Here is a 23539-nt window from a genome sequence, read left to right as displayed (position 1 = left end):
CCCGGAGTCCCGAAGGACCCTCGTGTCCCGCACGGCCGCCCGCCCGCTCGTCGATGTCAGCCGCTGAAGCCGGCCACGTTCTCCTTCGTGACCACCTTCACCGGCACCTTCACCGTCTGCTCGACCTTCTTGCCCTGCAGCGCCTTCAGCGCGTTGTCCACGGCGATTCTGCCGAGCTCGGACGGCTGCTGCGCGACGGACGCGTACAGCGTGCCGTCCTTGACCGCGTTCAGGCCGTCCGGCGTGCCGTCGAAGCCGACGACCTGGACGGACTTGCCGGCCTTGGCGCCGAGCGCCTTGATCGCGCCGAGCGCCATCTCGTCGTTGGCGGCGATGACGCCCTGGACGTCCGGGTGGGCCTGGAGCAGGTTCGACATCACGTCGAGGCCCTTGGTGCGGTCGAAGTCGGCCGGCTGCTGGGCCAGCACCTGGATGCCCGGGTAGGCCTTCAGCCCCTTGGCGAAGCCCTCGGCGCGCTCACGGGCGGCGGAGGTGCCCGCCTGGCCCTGCAGGATCACGATCTTGCCGGTGCCGCCGAGCTTCTCGGCGACGGTCTTCGCGGCCAGCTCGCCGCCGGCGACGTTGTCGGAGGCCACGAGCGCGTCCGTGGTCGCCTTGTTGACGCCGCGGTCGACCGCGATGACCGGGATCTTCGCCTTGTCGGCGGCGCGCACGGCCGGAGCGGCCGCGTCGGAGTCCACCGGGTTGACGATGATCGAGTCGTAGCCGGAACTGGTGAAGTTCTGCAGCTGGTTGGCCTGCTGCGAGGCGTCGTTCTGGGCGTCGGTGACGGTCAGGTCGACGCCCAGCTTCTTCGCCTCGGCCCTCGCACCCGACTGGATCTGCACGAAGAAGGGGTTGTTGAGCGTGGACAGCGCCAGACCGACCTTCGGGTTCGCCGCCGAGGACGAGCCGCTGTGCAGGAAGGAGGTCGCGCCGACGATCGCCACCGTGACGACGGCCGCGAGACCGTACGTCGCCGCCTGCCTGCCCTTGCCGCCGCCCGTACCGGCCGCCACCGGGGTCGCCCCGGCCTTGCGGCGCACGGTGTCCAGCAGGACGGCCAGCGCGATGACGACACCGATGACGACCTGCTGCCAGAACGCGGAGACGGAGAGCAGGTTGAGGCCGTTGCGCAGCACCGCCAGGATCAGCGCGCCGATCAGGGTGCCGGAGGCCTTACCCGTACCCCCTGCGAGGGAGGCGCCGCCGATGACGACCGCGGCGATCGCGTCGAGCTCGTAGCCGTCGGCGGCCTGGGGCTGCGCGGAGGACAGCCGGGAGGCGAGCACGATGCCCGCGGCGGCGGCGAACACACCGGACAGGGCGTAGATGGCGAGCTTCTGCTTCTTCACGCGCAGACCGGAGAGCCGGGCGGCCTCCTCGTTGCCGCCGATGGCGTACATCGAGCGGCCGATGTACGTCCGGCCGAGCACGAACGCGGCGATCAGACCCATGACGATCATGACCAGCACGGGGACGGGCAGCCAGCCGCCGAGCGTGTCCCCGAGGTGCGAGACGGAGTCGGGGAAGGCGATCGGGGAGCCCTCGGAGATCACCAGCGACAGACCGCGGCCGACCGACAGCATCGCGAGCGTGGCGATGAACGGCGGCAGCTTGCCGTACGCGATGAGGAAACCGTTCACCAGGCCGCACACGACGCCGGTGACGACGGCCAGCAGGACCGCTGTCACGACCGGGACGCCCTGCTGGGTGGCGCTCCAGGCCAGGACGGTGGCCGACAGGGCCGCCACCGAGCCGACCGACAGGTCGATGCCCGCCGAGACGATCACGAAGGTCACACCGAAGGCGAGGATGGCCGTCACGGCCGCCTGCACGCCGACGTTGAGCAGGTTGTCGGTGGTCAGGAAGTCGCCCGACAGCGCCGACATGGCGATGACGAGGACGATGAGCGCGGTGAGCGCCCCGTTGTCGAGCAGCAGACGGCGCACCGCCGCGGCGCCACCGGCGCCCGTTGAGCTCTTGAGCGTTTCAGCGGCCACGGCCGGCCTCCACTTCGGAAGGAGTAGGGGTACTGGGGGTGCTGACGGCGAGTGCCATCACGGCGTCCTGGGTCGCCTCGTCCGCCGGGAGTTCGCCGGCGATCCGGCCCTGGGCCATCACCAGCACCCGGTCGCTCATGCCGAGCACCTCGGGCAGATCGCTGGAGATCATCAGGACGGCGGCACCGGCGGCCGTCAGCTCGTTGATGAGCTGGTAGATCTCGACCTTGGCGCCGACGTCGATCCCGCGCGTCGGCTCGTCGAGGATGAGCACCTTGGTGTTCGCGAGCAGCCACTTGCCGATGACGACCTTCTGCTGGTTGCCGCCGGAGAGCGTGCGCACGTGCTGGCCGAGGCCCGCCATCCGCACACCGAGCTGCTTCGCGATCCGGTCGGCGGCCTCGTGCTGGCCCTTGAGGTCGACGAGCCCCGCCCGGGTGGCCGACCGCATGGTCACCAGCCCGAGGTTCTCCTCGACGGAGGCGTCGAGGACGAGTCCCTGACCCTTGCGGTCCTCCGGTACGAGCCCGATCCCGGCCGCCATGGCCGCGTTCACGTCGTACCGGGGCAGCCGCGCGCCCCCGACCCGCACGGCTCCCTGGTCGTACGGGTCCGCCCCGAAGACGGCCCGTACGACCTCGGTACGACCGGCCCCGACGAGCCCCGCGATGCCGACGACCTCGCCGGCGTGCACCTCGAAGCTGACGTCGTGGAAGACGCCGTCGCGCGTGAGCCCCTCGACGGACAGCAGGGCGGCGCCCTGGTCGGCGCGCTCGCGCGGGTACTGCTGCTCGATGGAGCGGCCCACCATGAGCCGTACGAGCTCGTCCTCGGGCGTGGAGGCGGGCACCTGGCCGACGCTCCTGCCGTCGCGGATGACCGTGACCCGGTCGCCCAGGGCCGCGATCTCCTCCAGGTGATGCGTGATGAAGACGACGCCCACGCCGTCCTCGCGCAGCCTGCGCACGATCGCGAAGAGCTTCTCGACCTCCTCGGAGGTGAGCACGGCGGTCGGCTCGTCCATGATCAGCACGCGCGCGTTCAGGCTCAGCGCCTTCGCGATCTCGACCATCTGCAGGCGCGCGATGCCGAGTTCCCGCACGCGCGCGCGGGGAGACACGTGGACGCCGACCCGCTCCAGCAGGACGGCGGCCTCGGCCTCCATCCGCTTCCGGTCGATCATCCCGAAGCGGCGCGGCTGCCGCCCCAGGAAGATGTTCTCGGCGACCGTCAGATCGGGTACGAGATTGAACTCCTGGTAGATGGTGGCGATCCCGAGGCGCTCGGAGTCCTGCGCACCGTGGATGCGCACCTCCTCGCCGCCGGCCAGGATCCGCCCGGCATCGGGGCGGTAGGCGCCGGAGAGCATCTTGATGAGGGTGCTCTTGCCCGCGCCGTTCTCACCGAGCAGTACGTGCACCTCGCCCCGGCGCAGGTCGAAGTCGACGCCGTCGAGCGCGACCACCCCGGGGAAGGTCTTCCGTATGCCTTCGATGCGCAGCAACTCGTCCGCGTTGCTCACGACTGGCTCCTGTTCCTTGCAGGGTTCTCGCCGCACGAGCGGCGTACGACGAGACGGGCGGCGAGGGTGACGGACTGCGGGGGCCGTCCCTCGATGCGGTCGACGAGCGCGCGCACGGCGGCGCGCCCCAGCTCGCCCGTGGGCTGGGCGATCGCCGTGATCGGCGGATCGGTGTGCACGAACCAGCGGATGTCGTCGAACGCGGCCAGCGCGAGGTCGTCGGGAACGCGCAGCCCACGCGCGCGTACGGCGTCCAGCGCGCCCAGTGCCATCAGGTTGTCGGCCGCGAAGACGACCTCGGGCGGCTCGGGCAGGTCGAGGAAGCCCTCGGTGACCAGCCGCCCGCTCTCGGCCTGGAAGTCGCCCTGCCCGATGTACGCGTCGGGCAGGGGGAGCCCGTATTCGGACATGGCGGCCCGGAAGGCCTCGACGCGCTCGCTGCCGGTGGTGGTGGCGGCGGGCCCGGCGATGATGGCGAGCCTGCGGTGTCCCAGCCCGTGCAGATGCGCGACGAGATCGCGCACCGCCTCCCGCCCGTCCGCCCGGACGACCGGCACGTCCACGCCCGGGATCCACCGGTCGACGAACACCATCGGGGTCCCCGCGCGCGCGGCGTCCAGCATCAGCGGCGAGCCGCCGTCGGTGGGGGAGACGAGCAGGCCGTCGATCCGGCGGTCCAGCAGGGTCCGTACGTGGTGGTCCTGCAGGTCGGGCCGCTCGTCGGCGTTGCCGATGATGACGCTGTAGCCGAGCGCGCGGGCCTCCTCCTCGACGGAGCGCGCCAGTTCGGTGAAGTACGGGTTCATCACGTCGCTGATGACCAGGCCGAGGGTGTGGGTCTGGTCGGTGCGCAGGGACCGGGCGACGGCGTTCGGGCGGTAGCCCAGGGTCTCGACGGCGGCCAGCACACGGGTGCGTGCGTCCTCGCTGACCGACGGATGGTCGTTCAGGACGCGCGACACCGTGGCGACGGAGACCCCCGCCTCGGCAGCGACGTCCTTGATGCTCGCCATCGCCGCTCCACCTCCTCGTGGATCGTTCATGGAATCGATTACATCGACTGCACGAAGGATTGGAATCGATTACACGAGGCTTAATCAAGCCCTTGGAGTGGCCGAAACCGAACCGTGATGAAGTCCGCGCTCCGATGACCGTGGCCGCGGCCGGACGGACGGGGTCCAGAAGGTGACCGACCACGTGGTTCTCGCAAGCCTGCTGAGCTGTCAGTGGCGGGCGGTACCGTCGGATCATGGCCCAACCAGCGGGGAGCACCACGGGGAGCGGAGAGCGGCACCTCGCCGTCCTCGAAGGCGTCCTGGAGCGGATCACGTACGCCAACGAGGAGAACGGCTACACGGTCGCGCGCGTCGACACCGGCAGAGGCGGCGGCGACCTCCTCACGGTCGTCGGCGCGCTGCTCGGCGCCCAGGTCGGCGAGTCGCTGCGCATGGAGGGCCGCTGGGGCTCCCACCCCCAGTACGGCAAGCAGTTCCACGTGGAGAACTACACGACCGTCCTGCCGGCCACCGTCCAGGGCATCCGCCGCTACCTCGGATCGGGCCTGGTCAAGGGCATCGGCCCGGTCTTCGCCGACCGCATCACCCAGCACTTCGGCATGGACACCCTGAAGATCATCGAGGAGGAGCCGAAGCGCCTCATCGAGGTCCCCGGCCTCGGCCCGAAACGCACCAGGAAGATCGCCGACGCCTGGGAGGAACAGAAGGCCATCAAGGAGGTCATGCTCTTCCTCCAGACCGTCGAGGTCTCCACGTCGATCGCGGTCCGCATCTACAAGAAGTACGGCGACGCCTCGATCTCGGTGGTGAAGAACCAGCCGTACCGGCTGGCGGCCGACGTCTGGGGCATCGGCTTCCTCACCGCCGACAAGATCGCCCAGTCCGTCGGCATCCCGCACGACAGCCCGGAGCGCGTCAAGGCCGGCCTGCAGTACGCCCTGTCCCAGTCCGCCGACCAGGGCCACTGCTACCTGCCCGAGGAGCGGCTGATCGCCGACGCGGTCAAGCTCCTCCAGGTCGACACCGGCCTCGTCATCGAGTGCCTGGCCGAGCTGGCCCAGGCCCCGGAGGAGGGCGAGGACCCCGGCGTCGTACGGGAGAAGGTGCCGGGACCGGACGGAGGAGAACAGGTCACGGCCGTCTACCTGGTTCCCTTCCACCGGGCCGAACTCTCCCTCGCCGGCCAGCTGTTGCGCCTGCTGCGCACCGACGCCGACCGCATGCCGGGCTTCCGTGACGTGGCCTGGGACAAGGCGCTGGCCTGGCTGAGGGGCCGTACGGGGGCCGACCTCGCGTCCGAGCAGGAGGCCGCCGTCCGGCTGGCGCTGACCGAGAAGGTCGCCGTGCTCACCGGCGGCCCCGGTTGCGGCAAGTCCTTCACGGTCCGCTCGATCGTGGAGCTGGCCCGCGCCAAGAAGGCCAAGGTCGTCCTCGCCGCGCCCACCGGCCGCGCCGCCAAGCGCCTGGCCGAGCTGACCGGTGCCGAGGCCTCCACGGTCCACCGTCTGCTGGAGCTCAAGCCCGGCGGCGACGCGGCCTACGACCGCGACCGCCCGCTCGACGCCGACCTGGTGGTCGTCGACGAGGCGTCCATGCTGGACCTGCTGCTCGCCAACAAGCTGGTGAAGGCCGTGCCCCCGGGCGCCCATCTGCTCTTCGTCGGCGACGTCGACCAGCTGCCCAGCGTCGGCGCGGGCGAGGTCCTCCGCGACCTCCTCGCGGACGGCAGCCCCGTCCCCGCCGTGCGCCTCACCCGCGTGTTCCGCCAGGCCCAGCAGTCGGGCGTGGTGACGAACGCCCACCGGATCAACGCGGGGCAGCACCCGGTCACCGACGGCATGAAGGACTTCTTCCTCTTCGTCGAGGACGACACGGAGGAGGCCGGCCGGCTCACCGTCGACGTGGCCGCCCGCCGTATCCCGGCCAAGTTCGGTCTGGACCCGCGCCGGGACGTCCAGGTCCTCGCCCCCATGCACCGCGGCCCCGCCGGTGCCGGCACCCTCAACGGCCTGCTCCAGCAGGCCATCACCCCGGGCCGGCCCGACCTGCCCGAGAAGCGGTTCGGTGGCCGGGTCTTCCGCGTCGGCGACAAGGTCACCCAGATCCGCAACAATTACGAGAAGGGGGAGAACGGTGTCTTCAACGGCACCGTGGGCGTGGTCACCTCGCTCGACCCGGTCGACCAGCGCCTCACGGTGCTGACGGACGAGGACGAGGAGGTGCCGTACGAATTCGACGAACTGGACGAACTGGCCCACGCCTACGCGGTGACCATCCACCGTTCACAGGGGAGTGAATATCCCGCCGTGGTGATCCCGGTCACCACCGGGGCGTGGATGATGCTCCAGCGCAACCTCCTGTACACGGCGGTGACCCGCGCGAAGCAGCTGGTCGTCCTCGTCGGTTCCCGCAAGGCGATCGGACAGGCGGTGCGCACGGTCTCGGCCGGACGGCGCTGCACGGCACTCGACCACCGGCTCTCCGGCTCCTGACCTCCCCTTCGGCCTCCTGCTCCGGAGGTGCCACCGGAGGCACCGCAGGAGGCATCAGAAAAAATGATCGATCAAATGAGTCGTGAAGGTCACAGAGCACTTCCGGAAGCGGGATGAAGGCGGCAGGATGAGCAAGTTGGCGGCACTGAGTGCCGCCGATAAGCCCAATGGTCGACCCCGAGTGCACTCTCATGCGCCAAATGGGGGATGGTAGAGACAGTCAGGGCACCTCGAAGAAGAGGCACAACGTCGGTGAGGGATGACGTGAGCGACAACTCTGTAGTACTGCGGTACGGCGACGGCGAGTACACCTACCCGGTGATCGACAGCACCGTCGGCGACAAGGGCTTCGACATCGGCAAGCTCCGCGCCCAGACCGGTCTCGTGACCCTGGACAGCGGATACGGCAACACCGCCGCCTACAAATCCGCCATCACCTACCTCGACGGTGAGGCCGGGATCCTCCGGTACCGCGGCTACCCGATCGAGCAGCTGGCCGAGCGCTCCACCTTCCTGGAGGTCGCCTACCTGCTCATCAACGGTGAACTGCCCACCGTCGACGAGCTCTCGACCTTCAAGAACGACATCACGCAGCACACCCTGCTGCACGAGGACGTCAAGAACTTCTACAAGGGCTTTCCGCGCGACGCCCACCCGATGGCCATGCTGTCGTCGGTCGTCTCCGCGCTGTCCACCTTCTACCAGGACAGCCACAACCCCTTCGACGAGAAGCAGCGCAACCTCTCGACGATCCGTCTGCTCGCCAAGCTCCCGACGATCGCCGCGTACGCGTACAAGAAGTCGATCGGCCACCCGTTCGTCTACCCGCGCAACGACCTCGGCTACGTCGAGAACTTCCTGCGCATGACCTTCTCGGTCCCCGCCCAGGAGTACGAGCTCGACCCGGTCGTGGTCGCCGCCCTGGACAAGCTGCTCATCCTGCACGCCGACCACGAGCAGAACTGCTCGACCTCCACGGTCCGCCTGGTGGGCTCCTCGCAGGCGAACATGTTCGCCTCGATCTCCGCCGGCATCTCCGCCCTGTGGGGCCCGCTGCACGGTGGCGCCAACCAGTCGGTGCTGGAGATGCTCGAGGGCATCCAGGCCACCGGCGGCGACGTCGACTCCTTCATCCGCAAGGTGAAGAACAAGGAGGACGGCGTCCGTCTGATGGGCTTCGGCCACCGGGTCTACAAGAACTTCGACCCGCGCGCCAAGATCATCAAGGCCGCCGCGCACGACGTCCTCTCCGCCCTCGGCAAGTCCGACGAGCTGCTGGACATCGCGCTGAAGCTGGAGGAGCACGCGCTCTCCGACGACTACTTCGTCTCGCGCAGCCTCTACCCGAACGTCGACTTCTACACCGGCCTGATCTACCGGGCCATGGGCTTCCCGACCGAGATGTTCACGGTCCTGTTCGCCCTCGGCCGCCTGCCGGGCTGGATCGCCCAGTGGCACGAGATGATCAAGGAGCCGGGCTCCCGCATCGGCCGCCCGCGCCAGATCTACACGGGTGTCGTCGAGCGGGACTTCGTTCCCGTCGAGGAGCGCTGACCTCTGCCGGTGAGGGGCACCATCTGACGGGTGCCCCCGTCGGCCGGGTGCCGTAGGGCCTGAAGGCTCAGGGGCTGTCCGTGAGGGCAGCCCCGCGGCAGAGGGAAGCGTCGGACATCGCATCGCCTAGGCATCGGACGCGACAGAAGGCGCCCTGGTACGCCGGTCCCCCCACGGGCCGACGACCAGGGCGCCTTCCCATGTCCCGGTGCGGATTCCCCCCACGGGATCCGGCCGGGCGCTTGTGAGGACACAGCGCCTGAATCGCTGATGCCATATGCGGTTGTCGAGCCGACAGGCGTTGAGCGAAACGAGCAGAACTCGTCGTACGCCTGCCGTGTGCGATCTGCCGGGACAACGCACGCTGGGAGGGCCGCTCAAAGCTTCCCGGTGTACGTGCCCCGGCAACGCATTTCTGAGGAAGTCCCCCAAGACATCCCCAGACGTCAGTTCGCGCCCCCCAAGACGCTTGCTGACACCGTCAACTTAGACCTTCGAACCCCTTCGATGGTTACGTTCACATCACTGTGATCTGTGTCTCTTGCATATGTCCCGTTAGATACGCAAGAGCCCGGATACAGCGATCGAGGCCCAAGCGTAAGGATGATGCGCGAGCCTTGTGAAGAGCTTATGTGAGGCTCGCGCAGGACTCCAGGGGAGTCGTTGTTTCGACTTCACCCTAACCATCAGTAACTTCGGGCGAGTTCACCCGGGGTCAGCGGAACGTCCGCAACCGCAAACTGTTCGTCACCACGAAGACCGACGAGAAGGCCATCGCCGCCCCCGCGAGCATCGGGTTCAGCAGTCCGGCGGCGGCCAGCGGCAGCGCGGCCACGTTGTATCCGAAGGCCCAGACGAGGTTGCCCTTGATCGTCGCCAGGGTCCGCCGGGACAGCCGGATGGCGTCCGCGGCCACCCGCAGGTCCCCGCGCACCAGCGTCAGATCGCCCGCCTCGATCGCCGCGTCCGTGCCCGTCCCCATGGCCAGGCCCAGGTCGGCGGTGGCGAGCGCGGCCGCGTCGTTGACGCCGTCGCCGACCATCGCGACGACCCGCCCCTCGCCCTGGAGCCGCCTGACGACGTCCACCTTGTCCTCGGGCAGCACCTCGGCGACCACCTCCTCGATGCCGACCCGGTCGGCCACCGCCTCGGCCACCGCCCGGTTGTCCCCGGTCAGCAGCACCGGCGTGAGCCCCAGGGCCCGCAGCTGCCGCACCGCCTCGGCGCTGGTCTCCTTGACCGCGTCGGCGACGGCCAGCACCCCGCGCGCCGACCCGTCCCACCCGACGACGACAGCCGTACGACCGCCCCGCTCGGCCTCGTCCTTGGCGCGGGCCACCTCCGGCGCGAGTTCCCCGAAGAGCCGGCCCACGGCGACCTCATGACCCTCCACCCGCCCGCGTACGCCCCGCCCGGGCACGTTCTCGAAGTGCTCGGCGGCCGGCAGCTCCCCGGCGCGCTCCTCGGCGCCCGCGGCCACCGCCCGGGCGACCGGGTGCTCGGAGGCGTGCTCCAGGGCCCCCGCGAGCCGCAGCAGCTGCTTCTCGTCGGTGTCCCCGGCGGCGTACACCTCCTGGAGGGTCATCCGGCCGGTGGTGACCGTGCCGGTCTTGTCGAGGACGACGGTGTCGACGCGGCGGGTGTTCTCCAGGACCTCGGGGCCCTTGATGATGATGCCGAGCTGCGCGCCCCGGCCGGTGCCGACGAGCAGCGCGGTCGGCGTGGCCAGACCCAGGGCGCAGGGACAGGCGATGATCAGGACCGCGACGGCCGCCGTGAACGCGGCGACGGTGTCACCGGTGAGGCCGAGCCAGGCCCCGAAGGTGGCGGAGGCGATGAGCAGCACCACGGGGACGAAGATCCCGGCGACCCGGTCGGCCAGTCGCTGCACCTCGGCCTTGCCGTTCTGCGCGTCCTCCACCAGCTTCGCCATACGGGCGAGCCGGGTGTCGGCGCCGATCCGGGTGGCCTCGACGACGAGCCGGCCGCCGGCGTTCACGGTCGCGCCGGTGACGGAGTCGCCCGGGCCGACGTCCACCGGCACCGACTCACCGGTCAGCATCGAGACGTCCACGGCGGAGACGCCCTCGACGACGGTCCCGTCGGTGGCGATCTTCTCCCCGGGCCGTACGACGAACCGGTCCCCGACCGCCAGCCGGTCCATCGGGATCCGCACCTCGCGCCGGTCCCGCAGCACGGCCACGTCCTTCGCGCCCAGCTCCATCAGCGCCCGCAGGGCGGCCCCGGCGCGCCGCTTGGAGCGGGCCTCCAGGTAGCGGCCGAGCAGGATGAACGCGGTGACGCCGGCGGCGACCTCCAGATAGATCGTCGAGGCGCCGTCCGTCCGCGAGACCGTCAGCTCGAAGGGGTGCCGCATGCCGGGCATGCCCGCGTCGCCGAGGAAGAGTGCCCACAGCGACCAGCCGAACGCGGCCAGCGTGCCGACCGAGACGAGCGTGTCCATGGTGGAGGCGCCGTGTCGCAGGTTCGTCCAGGCCGACCGGTGGAAGGGCAGGCCGCCCCAGACGACGACGGGCGCGGCGAGGGTCAGCGACAGCCACTGCCAGTTGTCGAACTGCAGCGACGGGACCATCGCGAAGAGCACGACGGGGGCCGCGAGCAGCGCGGAGACGAGGAGGCGCTGCCGGAGCGCCGTCAGCTCGGGGTCGGCCCCCGCCGACGTCTCCTCCTGGGCCGGATCCGGTACCGGAGGCGCCGGCTCCTCGGCCGTGTAGCCGGTCTTCACGACGGTCGCGATGAGGTCGGCGACCTCGATCCCCGCGGGGTAGGTGATCCGCGCCTTCTCCGTCGCGTAGTTGACCGTCGCGGAGACGCCCTCCATGCGGTTGAGCTTCTTCTCCACGCGGGCCGCGCAGGACGCGCAGGTCATGCCGCCGATGAGCAGCTCGACCTCGGACGTCTCGGCGGCTATGGGTGCCGTGGCGGTGGTGCTGGACATGTCCGTACTCCCAGGGAGCGGAACGGGCCGTACCGCACCAGTGTCGACCGGTCGGTACGGCCCGATGCCGGCGGGGGGTGGCTCAGGCGCGGCCGACCAGCTCGAAGCCGGCCTCGTCGACGGCGGCGCGTACGGCCTTCTCGTCCAGGGCGACGGCGGAGACGACGGTGACCTCACCGGTGGAGGCGACGGCCTCGACGGAGCTGACGCCGGGCAGCTCGGAGATCTCGCCGGACACGGCGCCCTCGCAGTGGCCGCAGCTCATGCCGCTCACCTTGTAGACGGTGGTGACGGAACCCGGGGTGTCGGTCTGGGCGGTCATGTCGTTCTCCTCGTCGAGGCGTGGGACTGAGGGGGTCCATGGGGGCCCTCCACTTTCACACTATACCCCTAGGGGGTATTTATCCCAAGGATCCTCGGGCGTGGCCGAGGCGGTCGCCCACCAGGGGCTCCAGGTAGCGGATGAGGACGTCCTTCAGCTCCTGCACATACGCCTCGCGCTCCGCTCCCTCGTGGCCGAGGATCAGCTCCAGTCCCGCCTTGTAGAGGCCGAGGCACATGTGTGCGACGCGGGTGAGGTCGGCGGGGGGCGCCTCGGGCAGGAACGAGGAGAGCAGGCCCTCGATCCGGGAGAGCAGCGTGGCGTGCAGCGCGTCGTGCTCCTCGGTGATGCGGCCCGGGATGTCGGGGCCGTGCATCAGGGCGAAGAACACCGGGTGGTCGCAGTTGAAGGCGATGAACCGGTCGACGGCGGCGCCGACCGCCTCCTCCAGCGGGGTCGCGGGGTCGATCGGGGCGAGCGCCTCGCCGTAGGTCTCGCGCATCTGGTGCATGAGGCGGTCGCCCAGCTCGATCGCGATCGCTTCCTTGTTGGGGAAGAACTGGTAGAGCGTGCCCGGGGAGACGCCCGCCTCGCGGGCGATGGCGTTGGTGCTGGCGGCCGTGTAGCCGGTCGTGCAGAAGACGGACGCGGCGGCTTCGAGGAGTTGGGCGATACGGCGCTCGCCCCGGGCCTGACGGCGGCGCGGTTGTTCCTTCTCCTGGTTCTCGGGCACGCGTTATCCCCAGCTCTCCGAACGCGATTGACAAACACGAGTGGTCGCTCGCATTCTTGATCCCAGAAACGCGAGCGATCTCTCGTGTTTGCCAGTCTATTGGGCAATGGCGGACCCATGCTGCCTGTCCGAGTCGGCACGGGTCACGGCGAATCAAGGTGAAGGGGACACCGCACCATGACCGAAGTCAACGGCCCGCCGCGTGTCGGAGGCTGGACCAGGTTCGTGACCGCCCGCCCCCGGCTGTCGCTGCTCGCTGCCCTGGTGCTCACCGTGCTCGCGGTGCTGGCCGGCAGCGGGGTCGCCGACCGGCTCGGCAGTGGCGGCTGGGAGGACCCGGACGCCCAGTCCACGTACGCGACCAAGGCCCTGGAGCGCGAGTTCCCCGACTCCCAGCCGAACGTGCTGCTGCTCGTCGACTCCGGCCGCGCCTCGGTCGACGACCCGGCGGTCGCCGCCGAGGCCACCCGGCTCGCCGAGCGGCTGGCCGGTGAGAAAGGCGTCGTCGGCGTCGGCTCCTACTGGCAGTCCAAGGCGCCCGCCCTGCGCGCGCAGGACGGCCACGAGGCGCTGATCGCCGCCCGCCTCACCGGCGACGAGAAGACGATGGGCGAGACCCTCGACCGCATCGCCCCCGCCTTCCGCGGCGCGCACGGCCCGGTGGAGGTCAAGATCGGCGGCATGGTCGCCGTGCGGCACGAGATGCAGACGACCATCCAGGAGGACCTCACCCGCGCCGAGATCATCGCCCTGCCGATCACCCTGGTGCTGCTCGTGATGGTGTTCGGCAGCGCGATCGCCGCCCTGCTCCCGCTCGGCATCGGCATCGTCGCGATCCTGGGTACGAACGCGGTCCTCAGCGGCCTCGCGGAGTTCACCGACGTCTCCATCTTCGCCATGAACCTCACCACCGCCCTGGGGCTCGGTCTGGCCATCGACTACGCCCTGTTCATCGTCCGCCGCTTCCGGGAGGAACTCGCCGGCGGCGCCGAGCCGTCGACCGCCATCGCCACCACCCTGCGTACGGCGGGCCGCACGGTGCTGTTCTCCGCGCTCACCGTCGCGGTGTCCCTCGCGGCGATGCTCGTCTTCCCCCAGTACTTCCTGCGCTCCTTCGCCTACGCCGGCATGGCCGTGGTCCTGCTGGCCGCCGCGGCCGCCCTCATCCTGCTCCCGGCGGCGCTGATCCTGCTCGGCCACCGGGTCAACTCCCTGGACCTGCGCCGCCTGTTCCGCAGGGGTGGACCGGCGCAGGAGACGGATGAGGCGACGGGCAAGGAGGACGGCGCCGCCTGGGCGCGCACGGCGACCCTGGTCATGCGCCGGGCCCCCTTCTTCGCCCTGGCGACGACAGCCGTCCTCGTCCTCCTCGGACTGCCCTTCCTGGGCGTCAAGTTCGGCACCGCGGACGACCGTCAGCTGCCCTCCTCCGCCGAGTCCCATGTCGTTCAGCAGCACATCAGGGACGGCTTCCCGGGCAGCCCCGGCGGCGGCCTCGAGGTCCTCGCCGAGGGCAGGGCGACCGAGGCCCAGTACGCGGCCTACAAGGAGCGCGTGGCCGCCCTGCCCGAAGTGGTCCGCGTCGACGGCCCGTTGGTGAACGGCGACTCGGCGTACTTCACGGTGCTGCCCAAGGGCGAGGCCGTCGACGACGCAGCCCAGCGCCTGGTGGGCGACCTGCGCGCCACCGAGGCGCCCTTCGAGACCAAGGTGACCGGCACGGCGGCCGTCCTGGTCGACTCCAAGCACGCGATAGCCGCACAACTGCCCTGGGCGGCCGCCTTCATCGCGATCGTCACCCTGATCCTGGTCTTCCTGCTCACCGGCAGCGTGCTGATCCCCCTCCAGGCGGTGCTGCTCAACGCGCTCAGCCTGACGGCGATGTTCGGCGCGGTGGTCTGGGTCTTCCAGGACGGCCACCTCTCCGGCCTGCTCGGCTTCACCAGCCCCGGCTCCATCGAGACGACCCTGCCGGTCCTGATGTTCTGCGTGGCCTTCGGCCTCTCCATGGACTACGGCGTGTTCCTCCTCTCCCGCATCAAGGAGGAGTACGACCGTGGAGGCACCTCCCACGCCCTTGAGGCAGTGGGGGACGGCGACCACGAGCGGGCGATCCGCCTGGGCCTGCAGCGCACGGGCGGCCTGATCACCGCGGCAGCCGTCATCCTCGCGGTCGTGATGGTCGCGATAGGCACCTCCCGCGTGACCAACACCAAGATGCTCGGGCTGGGCATCGCCCTGGCGGTCCTGATGGACGCGATGGTCGTCCGCAGCCTCCTGGTCCCGGCGATCATGCGGCTCACGGGGAAGGCCACCTGGTGGGCGCCGGCACCGCTGCGGAGGTTGCACGCCCGCTTCGGGCTCAGCGAGGGGGAGCCTGCCCCGCTCGGGGAGCAGGACCGGGTGGAGGACAAGGTGGGGGCGCGCGGTTAGCGTTCGCGGTGATCTCCGGAATCCCCGGCGATCTCCGGTGATCCGGCGGACGAAGGTGAGGGCGAAGGCGCATGCGGGCTGTGGTGTTCGAGCGGTACGGGGAGCCGGCCGAGGTGCGGGAGGTGGCGGACCCGCGTCCCGCGGGGCACGGAGTGGTGGTGCGCGTCGAGGCCACCGGCCTGTGCCGCAGCGACTGGCACGGCTGGATGGGCCACGACCCGGACATCACCCTGCCGCACGTCCCCGGCCATGAACTCGCCGGAGTCGTCGAGGAGGTGGGACCACAGGTCACCCGCGTGCGCCCCGGCGACCGGGTCACGGTGCCGTTCGTGTGCGGCTGCGGCAGCTGCCCGTCCTGCGTGGCGGGCGACCACCAGGTGTGCGAGCGCCAGACCCAGCCCGGCTTCACGCACTGGGGCTCCTTCGCCCAGTACGTGGCGCTGGACCACGCCGACGTGAACCTGGTCGCGATCCCCGACGACCTGTCCTACGGCACCGCCGCCTCCCTCGGCTGCCGGTTCGCCACGGCGTTCCGGGCGGTCGTGCAGCAGGGCCGGGTCGCGGCGGGGGAGTGGGTGGCGGTGCACGGCTGCGGCGGGGTGGGCCTGTCGGCGGTGATGATCGCGGCGGCCTCGGGAGCGAGGGTGGTCGCCGTCGACGTCTCCCCGAAGGCCCTGGACCTGGCGCGGAAGTTCGGCGCGGCGGAGTGCGTGGACGCGCGGAACACGCCGGACACGGCGGCGGCGGTCCGCGACCTGACCGCCGGCGGCGCCCACCTCTCCCTCGACGCCCTCGGCTCACCCGCCACCTGCGCCGCCTCGGTGAACGGCCTGCGCCGCCGGGGCCGCCATGTCCAGGTCGGCCTGCTCCCCTCGGCGGACGGCACGACCCCCGTCCCGCTGGCCCGCGCCATCGCCCTCGAGCTCGAACTCCTCGGCAGCCACGGCATGGCCGCCCACACCTACCCGGCGATGCTGGAGCTGGTCCGGGCGGGTGTCCTGCGCCCCGACCTGCTGGTGACGTCGACGATCCCGCTGGACGCCGTACCGGACGCGCTGGCGGCGATGGGGACGGCGCCGGGGGCGGGCGTGACGGTCATCGAGCCGTGGAGGTGAGGGCGGTTGACGGAGAAACCCATGCGCAGCACTGTGCCCCACACGCAGGTGGGGCACAGAAGGAGTTTCGGGCGGGTCACCGCCTGGGGGAAGGGGGATCAGTCCCCTTTGCGGCCGCGGTTGCCGGGCCGTGACGCCACCCACGCGTGAATGGTGTCCACGTACCAGTACAGCTTGCCGCCCTCCACATGGTCGGGTGGGGGCAGCAGGCCGTGCTTGCGGTAGGACCGTACGGTGTCCGGCTGCACCTTGATGTGTGCCGCGATCTCCTTGTAGGACCAGAGCCTTTGGTCGGTCATGAGTGCACCTCCCTGCGCGCGGGGGCGGCGGCCGGGAGGCCGCCCGGGGAGCCCGGCGCTGCGCTGGCGATCACCAAGCCAATTGCCCTGTCAACGACGCGGAGTGACCGCGCGCATACGGCTGTGGTCCGGGTGTGACGCGGGGCCCGCGTAACCGCGACAGGTGTGACAGAAGGGGGTCATTTGTGACGGAGGTGCGGCAGAGACGTACGCGGGCCTGTCGGAGGGGCGCGTTGACACGCGGGGCGGAGGGGCACCGGACGCGACGATGGGCCGGGCCCGCTGCGACGGACCCGGCCCACCTGCTTCCCCGCCATTCCCCCGGAACAACTGGCTGGACGCTCAGCGTGCAGTCACCGCACCTGCCCGGTCTTGGAAAAATCCGCACCTCGGCCACCCGTCGGCACGGGCAGCACAAGGCTCGTCGCCTCCCCGTTCAACCGGTCCCCCACCGGCGCCTCCGGCCCCGGCCGCCCCCGGGCCGCCGTGAACTGCCTCGGGGTGAACCCGGTCATCGCCTTGAACTCCCCGCTGAGATGGGCCTGGTCGTAGAAGCCGCACAGCGCGGCCGTCTCCGCCAGGCCCCTTCCGGCCGCCAGCAGACGGCGGGCCCGCTGCAGCCGCAGGACACGTGCCGCCGCCTTCGGACCGAGCCCGATCTGCTCACGGAAGCGGTTCTCCAGCTGCCGCACGCTCCAGCCCACCTCCTCGGCCAGCCGCGGTACCGGCATCGCGCCCGCCGACCGCACCAGCAGCGACCAGGCCCGCCGTACCCGCACCGCACTCGGCGGCCCGGCCGCCGACCAGCGCGCGAACACCTCGTCGAGCAACCCGAACCGGTCCGCCCAGGACGGCAACGCGGCCAGCGCTCCCGCGAGTTCACCAGCACTGCCGCACAGCTTGTGCGGCAACTCGTCGGGGTCGACGGTACGGTCGGTCAGCTCATGCTGCGGCGTACCGAAGAGGGTGAACGCGGCCCAGGGAGTCAGCAGCACCTCCACCCCCGAGACACGCCCGGAGTGCTCCCCGACGACGGCGGTCGTGGACAGTCCCGAGTACACCGACACCAGGGAGGTCGTCGGCCGCCCCGCCCCGGAAATACGGACGGGCCCCTCGAACCCCAACAGCAGCGTGACGGCACCGATCGGCGTCTCCAGCCGCCGCCGCGGATGGTCCAGCGCCAGCCGGATCCCGCGGTAACTGACCACACCGGGCCGCAACCGCGGGTGCGGCCGCGCAAGGGCGATCTCCCACGACCCCCCGGGCCCCCACCCGGACCGGACCCGCGTCATCCGCCCTCCCGCACTGAGCCGAAGGGCACCCATGCTCCTACGCCAGGTGCGGCGCGCCAAGGGGCGCGGGGCTGTGTCGATGTGCGGCTCCGCCGCGCGGGCGCGACCAGCCACGGACAGCCCGCACCCGCAGTCCCACAGAACCCGGCACCTCAGGAGGCGACCGCTACGCTCCGCACGATCGCAGAAACGCCCGCGTCCGCTGAGCAATAGGCAGCGGAGCGTCCGGCTCACACGGATACATGTCCTGCTCCACGATCGCGAACAGATCGACGTCCAGCTTCTGCGCGGCCTCCAGCACCGGCCCCAACGCCGGCACCCCGCTCGGCGGCTCGCACATCACACCCTGCGCGACCGCCGGCCCGAACGGCGTCCCCTTCGCCCGCACGTCCGCCAGGATCTCCGGGTCCACCTGCTTGAGGTGCAGGTACCCGATCCGCTCGCCGTACGTCTCGATCAGCTTGACGCTGTCGCCACCGCAGTACGCGTAGTGCCCGGTGTCGAGACAGAGCGACACCAGCGAGGAGTCGGTCCCGTCGAGGAACCGGACCACGTTCTCCTCGCTGTCGATGTGTGTGTCGGCGTGCGGATGCACGACGATCCGCAGCCCGTACCGCTCGCGCACCTCCCGCCCCAGCCGCTCCGTCAGCGAGGTGAGATTGCGCCACTGCTCGGGCGTGAGCGTGTCCGGCTCCAGCACCTCGCCGGTCTTGTCGTCCCGCCAGAAGGACGGAATGACCACCAGATGCTGCGCGCCCATCGCCTGCGCGAGCGCCGCGTTGTCCGCGACGTGCGCCCAGGTCTTCTCCCAGACCGCCTCACCGTGGTGCAGCCCCGTGAAGACCGTGCCGGCCGACACCTTCAGGCCGCGTTTCGCCGTCTCCTCGGTGAGGACGGCCGGGTCGGTCGGCAGGTACCCGTAGGGGCCCAGCTCGATCCACTCGTAGCCGGAGAGCGCGACCTCGTCGAGGAAGCGCTGCCACGGCACCTGCTGCGGGTCGTCCGGGAACCAGACGCCCCAGCTGTCGGGGGCCGAGCCGATCCGGATGCGGGAGAGTGAGGACTCAGGTGACAACGACGTCATGGGCGTCAGCGTGCGGTCTGATCGGAGGCCTGTCAAGGGCTGGTCCGAATGTCTGGACAAAGTATTGACAGGGTGTGCCGCAGCGGACTACAAAGCCGTGGAGAGCCGATACGGGGACGTCCACCGGGCGAGCCGACACGAAGGGAACTCGATGGCGTACGACCTGATCACCATGGGGCGGATCGGAGTGGACCTCTACCCGTTGCAGACAGGGGTGCCGCTCCCGCAGGTCACGTCCTTCGGGAAGTTCCTGGGCGGCTCGGCGACCAACGTCGCCGTCGCCGCGGCGCGCCTCGGCCTGGACACCGCCGTGATCACCCGCACCGGCGACGACCCGTTCGGCACCTACCTGCACGAGGCCCTGCGCGGCTTCGGTGTCGACGACCGCTGGGTCACCCCGGTCCCCGGACTGCCGACCCCGGTCACCTTCTGCGAGATCTTCCCGCCGGACGACTTCCCGCTGTACTTCTACCGGCAGCCCAAGGCCCCCGACCTCGAGATCGACGCCCATGAGCTCGACCTCGACGCCATCCGCGGGGCCCGTATCTTCTGGGTCACCGGCACCGGGCTGAGCGAGGAGCCGAGCCGTACGGCGACGCTGGCGGCGCTCGCCCACCGCGCCAAGGCCGGCACCACCGTCTTCGACCTCGACTGGCGCCCGATGTTCTGGACCGACCCGGACGCGGCCCGCCCCTTCTACGCCGAGGCCCTGAAGCACACCACCGTCGCCGTCGGCAACCTCGACGAGGTGGAGGTCGCCACCGGGGTGCGCGAGCCGCACGCCGCCGCCCGCGCCCTCCTCGACGCCGGAGTGGAACTCGCCGTCGTCAAGCAGGGGCCCAAGGGCGTCCTGGCCGTCCACGCAGGCGGCGATTCGGCCGAGGTTCCGCCCCTCCCGGTCAACGTCCTCAACGGTCTCGGCGCCGGTGACGCGTTCGGGGGCTCCCTCTGTCACGGGCTGCTCGCGGGCTGGGACCTGGAGAAGATCATGCGTCACGCCAACGCCGCCGGCGCCATCGTCGCCTCACGCCTGGAGTGCTCCTCGGCCATGCCGACCCCCGACGAGGTCGAGGCGGCGCTCGCGGCTGGAGCCGTCAAGTGACCGTCGACATCGCGGAGCTCGTCCACACCCGCACCCAGCACCCCGAGGCGATCGCCGAGGCCGCCGCCCGCCGCACCCGCCGGCCGCTGCTGGGCGCGAACGGCCGTCTGATGATCGTCGCCGCCGACCACCCGGCCCGTGGCGCGCTCGGTGTCGGCGACCGCAAGCTGGCCATGGCCAACCGCGCCGACCTGCTCGAACGCCTCTGCCTCGCGCTGTCCCGGCCGGGCGTCGACGGTGTCCTCGCGACCGCCGACATCCTCGACGACCTGCTCCTCCTCGGTGTCCTCGACGGCAAGGTCGTCATGGGCTCGATGAACCGCGGTGGTCTCCAGGGCGCCAGCTTCGAACTCGACGACCGCTTCACCGGCCACCGAGCCGAGGACATACAGCGTCTCGGTTTCGACGCGGGCAAGCTGCTCCTGCGGATCGACTACGACGACCCGGGCTCCCTCAACACCCTGGAGTCCACCGCCCGTGCGATCGACGACATGGCCGCACGCCGGCTCCCGATCTTCGTCGAGCCGTTCATCTCCCGCCGCACGGACGAGGGACGGGTGCGCAACGACCTGTCCGCCGAGGCCGTCACCAGGTCCATCGCCATCGCCTCGGGCCTGGGCGGCAGTTCGGCCTACACCTGGCTGAAGGTGCCGGTCACCGACAACCCCGACGACATGGCCCAGGTCATGGAGACCTCCACGCTCCCCGCCGTCCTGCTGGGCGGCGAGGTCGGCGACGACCAGGACGAGGCGTACGAGAAGTGGCGCGGGGCGCTGCAGCTGCCCACCGTCCGGGGCCTGGTGGTCGGCCGTTCGCTGCTGTACCCGGTGGACGGAGACGTGGCCGCCGCCGTGGACACCGCCGTAGGACTGCTGTGAGGGCCGTATGACGAACACAGAGCCGCATACCCCGACGGGAAACGAGCTGTACCTCCCGAAGGGCTCCACCGCCGACGCCACCCACGCGCTCGACATCGACCCCAAGCGGGCCGGCTGGACCCACAGCAGTCTGCGGATCGTCGAGCTGGCGCCGGGTGGCACGCACACCTTCACCACCGGGGACAGCGAGTGGATCGTGCTTCCGCTGGAAGGCGGATGTACCGTGCAAACAGCGGATGAAGAGTTCCAACTCCTGGGTCGGGAAAGCGTTTTCGCGTCGGTCACCGACTTCGCGTACGTTCCCCGGGACGCCCAGGCCCTGATCGCCTCCGGCGCGGGAGGCCGCTTCGCCCTGGCAGGAGCGAAGTGCGAGCGACGACTCCCCGCCCGCTACGGCCCCGCGCCGGAGGTCCCCGTCGAGGAACGCGGCAGCGGCACCTGCGCCCGTCTGGTCCGCAACTTCGCCTCCGCCGACGCGTTCGACTGCGCGAAGCTGATCGCCGTCGAGGTGATCACCCCCGGCGGCAACTGGTCCTCGTACCCGCCGCACAAGCACGACGAGCACCGGCCCGGCGAGGAGTCGGAGCTGGAGGAGATCTACTACTTCGAGATCGACGGACCGAACGGCTTCGGCTATCAGCGCGTATCCCCTTCGCGTGAGGGCGGATCCGACGTCCTCGCCGAGGTCCGTTCCGGCGACGCCGTCCTCGTCCCCGACGGATGGCACGGCCCGTCGATCGCCCAGCCCGGCCACGCCATGTACTACCTGAACGTCATGGCCGGTCCCGGCGAGACCCGGGAATGGCGGATCTGCTTCCACCCAGAGCACACGGAGGGGTACCGATGACCTCAACGACGAGGCTGACGGTCGCACAGGCGCTGGTCCGCTTCCTGGCCGCCCAGTACACCGAACGCGACGGCGTCCGGCAGCGACTGATCGGCGCGACCTGGGGCATCTTCGGCCACGGCAACGTCGCGGGCCTCGGCCAGGCGCTCGTCGAGTACGCCGACGTCATGCCGTACCACCAGGGCCGCAACGAGCAGTCGATGGTCCACGCGGCCGTCGGCTACGCCCGCCAGTCGAACCGCCTGTCCACGCACGCGGTGACCACGTCGATCGGCCCCGGCGCGACCAACCTGGTCACCGGCGCCGCGCTCGCCACCATCAACCACCTCCCGGTTCTCCTCCTCCCCGGCGACATCTTCGCGACCCGCCCGGCGGACCCGGTCCTGCAGCAGCTCGAAGTGCCGTACGCGGGCGATGTGTCGGTCAACGACTCGCTGCGCCCGGTGTCGAGGTACTTCGACCGAGTGACCCGCCCGGAGGCCCTGATCCCGGCCGCCCTCCAGGCGATGCGCGTCCTGACGGACCCGGTGGAGACGGGGGCCGTGACCCTGGCCCTTCCCCAGGACGTCCAGGCCGAGGCCTACGACTGGCCCGACGAGTTCTTCGCCGAGCGCACCTGGGTCGTCCGCCGCCCGGGCGCCGACCCGACGGAACTCGCCGAGGCGGTCCGCGTGATCAGGTCGGCCCGGCGCCCGCTGGTCATCGCCGGCGGCGGTGTCCACCACAGCCGCGCCGAGGAGGCCCTCGCCGAGTTCGCCGAGGCCACCGGCATCCCGGTCGCCTCCACCCAGGCCGGCAAGGGCTCCCTGCGCTACGACCACCCCCAGGACGTCGGCGGCGTCGGCCACACCGGCACGGCGACCGCGGACGAACTGGCCCGCACCGCCGACCTGGTGATCGGCGTGGGGACGCGGTACACGGACTTCACCACCGCCTCCCACACCCTGTTCGCCGGTGACGGCGTCCGCTTCCTCAACCTCAACATCGCCGCGTACGACGGCCACAAGCTTGCCGGCCTGCCCCTCGTCGCGGACGCCCGCATCGCGCTGACGGAGCTGACCCAGTCCCTGGGCATGCACGAGTACCGGGTCGCGGACGCGTACGTCACCGAGTACACCGAGGACAAGGAACGCTGGGAGCAGCGGGTCGACGCCTGCTACGAGGCCGACGAGCCCGACGTACGGCCGACCCAGCCGCAGGTGCTGGGCGCGCTGGACGCGATCGTCGACGAGACGGACGTGATCATCAACGCGGCCGGCTCGCTCCCGGGCGATCTGCACAAGCTGTGGCGGGCGCGCTCGCGGGACCAGTACCACCTGGAGTACGGCTACTCGTGCATGGGCTACGAGATCCCGGCCGCGCTCGGGGTGAAGCTGGCCGCACCCGACCGTCCCGTGTGGGCGCTGGTCGGCGACGGCACGTACCTGATGATGCCGACGGAGATCGTGACCGCGGTGCAGGAAGGCGTCGCGATCAAGATCCTCCTCGTGCAGAACCACGGCTACGCGTCCATCGGAGGCCTGTCCGAGGAGACCGGTGGTGAGCGTTACGGCACCGCCTACCGCTACCGGAGCGACGACGGCACCTTCACGGGCGCCCCGCTCCCCGTCGACCTGGCCGCCAACGCGGCGAGCCTGGGCATGCGCGTGCTGCGCGCCAAGACCGTCCGCGACCTGCGTGAGGCCCTCACCGAGGCACGGGCCGCCGACACTCCCACTTGTGTCTACGTCGAGACCCAAACGGCAGACACAGTGTCGGGCCCGCCTCCGGCGCAGGCCTGGTGGGATGTACCTGTCGCCGAGACCGCGACCCGATCGTCCGCGGTCAAGGCCCGTGAGCTGTACGAACGGCACGTCTCGACCCGACGCCGCCATCTGTGAAGGAGTAA

At 70.8% G+C, this 23539-nt stretch carries 17 protein-coding genes; 8 read left to right on the top strand and 9 right to left on the bottom strand.

All coding sequences use genetic code 11. From position 1 onward, the window contains the following. Window positions 1-56: 56 nt before the first annotated feature. From IE263_RS35095 to IE263_RS35085, 3 genes are read right to left on the bottom strand one after another with little or no spacing between them, the layout of a single operon-like run. Window positions 57-2003, bottom strand: a complete 1947-nt coding sequence (locus tag IE263_RS35095) for an ABC transporter permease/substrate-binding protein (RefSeq protein WP_189942078.1) — start codon at window positions 2001-2003, stop codon at window positions 57-59. Next, window positions 1993-3525, bottom strand: coding sequence for a sugar ABC transporter ATP-binding protein (locus IE263_RS35090; protein ID WP_189942077.1), 1533 nt, complete (start codon window positions 3523-3525; stop codon window positions 1993-1995). Before IE263_RS35090 ends, IE263_RS35095 begins: the two co-directional genes overlap by 11 nt. Further along, window positions 3522-4538: a LacI family DNA-binding transcriptional regulator gene (locus IE263_RS35085; RefSeq protein WP_189942076.1), complete on the bottom strand. Its 1017-nt coding sequence runs from the start codon at window positions 4536-4538 to the stop codon at window positions 3522-3524. The genes IE263_RS35090 and IE263_RS35085 overlap by 4 nt, the downstream gene beginning before the upstream one ends. Window positions 4539-4774: 236 nt before the next feature. Between IE263_RS35085 and recD2 the strand changes: the two genes are divergently transcribed. Both recD2 and IE263_RS35075 read left to right on the top strand, forming a co-directional pair. Then, window positions 4775-7033 (top strand): SF1B family DNA helicase RecD2, encoded by a 2259-nt coding sequence (gene recD2, locus IE263_RS35080; protein ID WP_189942075.1) that lies wholly within the window; start codon window positions 4775-4777, stop codon window positions 7031-7033. A gap of 264 nt (window positions 7034-7297) precedes the next feature. Further along, complete coding sequence (locus tag IE263_RS35075) at window positions 7298-8587, top strand: citrate synthase (protein ID WP_189942074.1); 1290 nt, start codon at window positions 7298-7300, stop codon at window positions 8585-8587. Between the two features lie 715 nt (window positions 8588-9302). On the opposite strand, the gene IE263_RS35070 is transcribed toward IE263_RS35075, so the two are convergent. From IE263_RS35070 to IE263_RS35060, 3 genes are all read right to left on the bottom strand, one after another. After that, window positions 9303-11546 (bottom strand): heavy metal translocating P-type ATPase, encoded by a 2244-nt coding sequence (locus IE263_RS35070; protein WP_189942073.1) that lies wholly within the window; start codon window positions 11544-11546, stop codon window positions 9303-9305. A gap of 82 nt (window positions 11547-11628) precedes the next feature. Continuing rightward, window positions 11629-11868 (bottom strand): heavy-metal-associated domain-containing protein, encoded by a 240-nt coding sequence (locus IE263_RS35065; protein ID WP_189942072.1) that lies wholly within the window; start codon window positions 11866-11868, stop codon window positions 11629-11631. Window positions 11869-11947: 79 nt separating this feature from the next. Next, window positions 11948-12601: a TetR/AcrR family transcriptional regulator gene (locus IE263_RS35060; protein ID WP_189942071.1), complete on the bottom strand. Its 654-nt coding sequence runs from the start codon at window positions 12599-12601 to the stop codon at window positions 11948-11950. 177 nt (window positions 12602-12778) lie between these two features. Here IE263_RS35060 and IE263_RS35055 point away from each other — a divergent pair, with 177 nt between their 5' ends. After that, on the top strand, window positions 12779-15034 hold the full coding sequence (locus tag IE263_RS35055) for an MMPL family transporter (protein WP_189942070.1): 2256 nt from the start codon (window positions 12779-12781) through the stop codon (window positions 15032-15034). A 71-nt stretch (window positions 15035-15105) separates the two neighbouring features. Continuing rightward, the gene (locus IE263_RS35050; protein ID WP_189942069.1) at window positions 15106-16149 is read left to right on the top strand and encodes a zinc-dependent alcohol dehydrogenase family protein; all 1044 of its coding nucleotides are present in this window, start codon (window positions 15106-15108) and stop codon (window positions 16147-16149) included. 98 nt (window positions 16150-16247) lie between these two features. On the opposite strand, the gene IE263_RS35045 is transcribed toward IE263_RS35050, so the two are convergent. The 3 genes from IE263_RS35045 to IE263_RS35035 all read right to left on the bottom strand — a co-directional run bounded on the left by IE263_RS35045 (window position 16248) and on the right by IE263_RS35035 (window position 18824). Next, window positions 16248-16448 carry a helix-turn-helix transcriptional regulator gene (locus IE263_RS35045; RefSeq protein WP_189942068.1) on the bottom strand — a complete coding sequence of 67 codons (201 nt, stop codon included), beginning with the start codon at window positions 16446-16448 and terminating at the stop codon, window positions 16248-16250. Between the two features lie 353 nt (window positions 16449-16801). Next, window positions 16802-17740, bottom strand: coding sequence for a helix-turn-helix domain-containing protein (locus tag IE263_RS35040; RefSeq protein WP_189942067.1), 939 nt, complete (start codon window positions 17738-17740; stop codon window positions 16802-16804). A gap of 166 nt (window positions 17741-17906) precedes the next feature. Continuing rightward, window positions 17907-18824 carry a sugar phosphate isomerase/epimerase family protein gene (locus IE263_RS35035; protein WP_189942066.1) on the bottom strand — a complete coding sequence of 306 codons (918 nt, stop codon included), beginning with the start codon at window positions 18822-18824 and terminating at the stop codon, window positions 17907-17909. Between the two features lie 151 nt (window positions 18825-18975). Here IE263_RS35035 and iolC point away from each other — a divergent pair, with 151 nt between their 5' ends. The 4 genes from iolC to iolD are packed head-to-tail and all read left to right on the top strand — an operon-like array spanning window position 18976 to window position 23531. After that, window positions 18976-19926, top strand: a complete 951-nt coding sequence (iolC, locus tag IE263_RS35030) for a 5-dehydro-2-deoxygluconokinase (protein ID WP_189942065.1) — start codon at window positions 18976-18978, stop codon at window positions 19924-19926. Continuing rightward, window positions 19923-20804, top strand: coding sequence for a Cgl0159 family (beta/alpha)8-fold protein (locus IE263_RS35025; RefSeq protein ID WP_189942064.1), 882 nt, complete (start codon window positions 19923-19925; stop codon window positions 20802-20804). Before iolC ends, IE263_RS35025 begins: the two co-directional genes overlap by 4 nt. A 7-nt stretch (window positions 20805-20811) precedes the next feature. Beyond that, the gene (gene iolB, locus IE263_RS35020; protein WP_189942063.1) at window positions 20812-21651 is read left to right on the top strand and encodes a 5-deoxy-glucuronate isomerase; all 840 of its coding nucleotides are present in this window, start codon (window positions 20812-20814) and stop codon (window positions 21649-21651) included. Beyond that, on the top strand, window positions 21648-23531 hold the full coding sequence (iolD, locus tag IE263_RS35015) for a 3D-(3,5/4)-trihydroxycyclohexane-1,2-dione acylhydrolase (decyclizing) (protein WP_189942062.1): 1884 nt from the start codon (window positions 21648-21650) through the stop codon (window positions 23529-23531). Before iolB ends, iolD begins: the two co-directional genes overlap by 4 nt. Window positions 23532-23539: the final 8 nt, after the last annotated feature.

This window comes from Streptomyces aurantiogriseus (assembly GCF_014649375.1).
GTDB lineage: Bacteria > Actinomycetota > Actinomycetes > Streptomycetales > Streptomycetaceae > Streptomyces > Streptomyces aurantiogriseus.
This window is presented reverse-complemented; position numbering and strand designations above follow the sequence as displayed.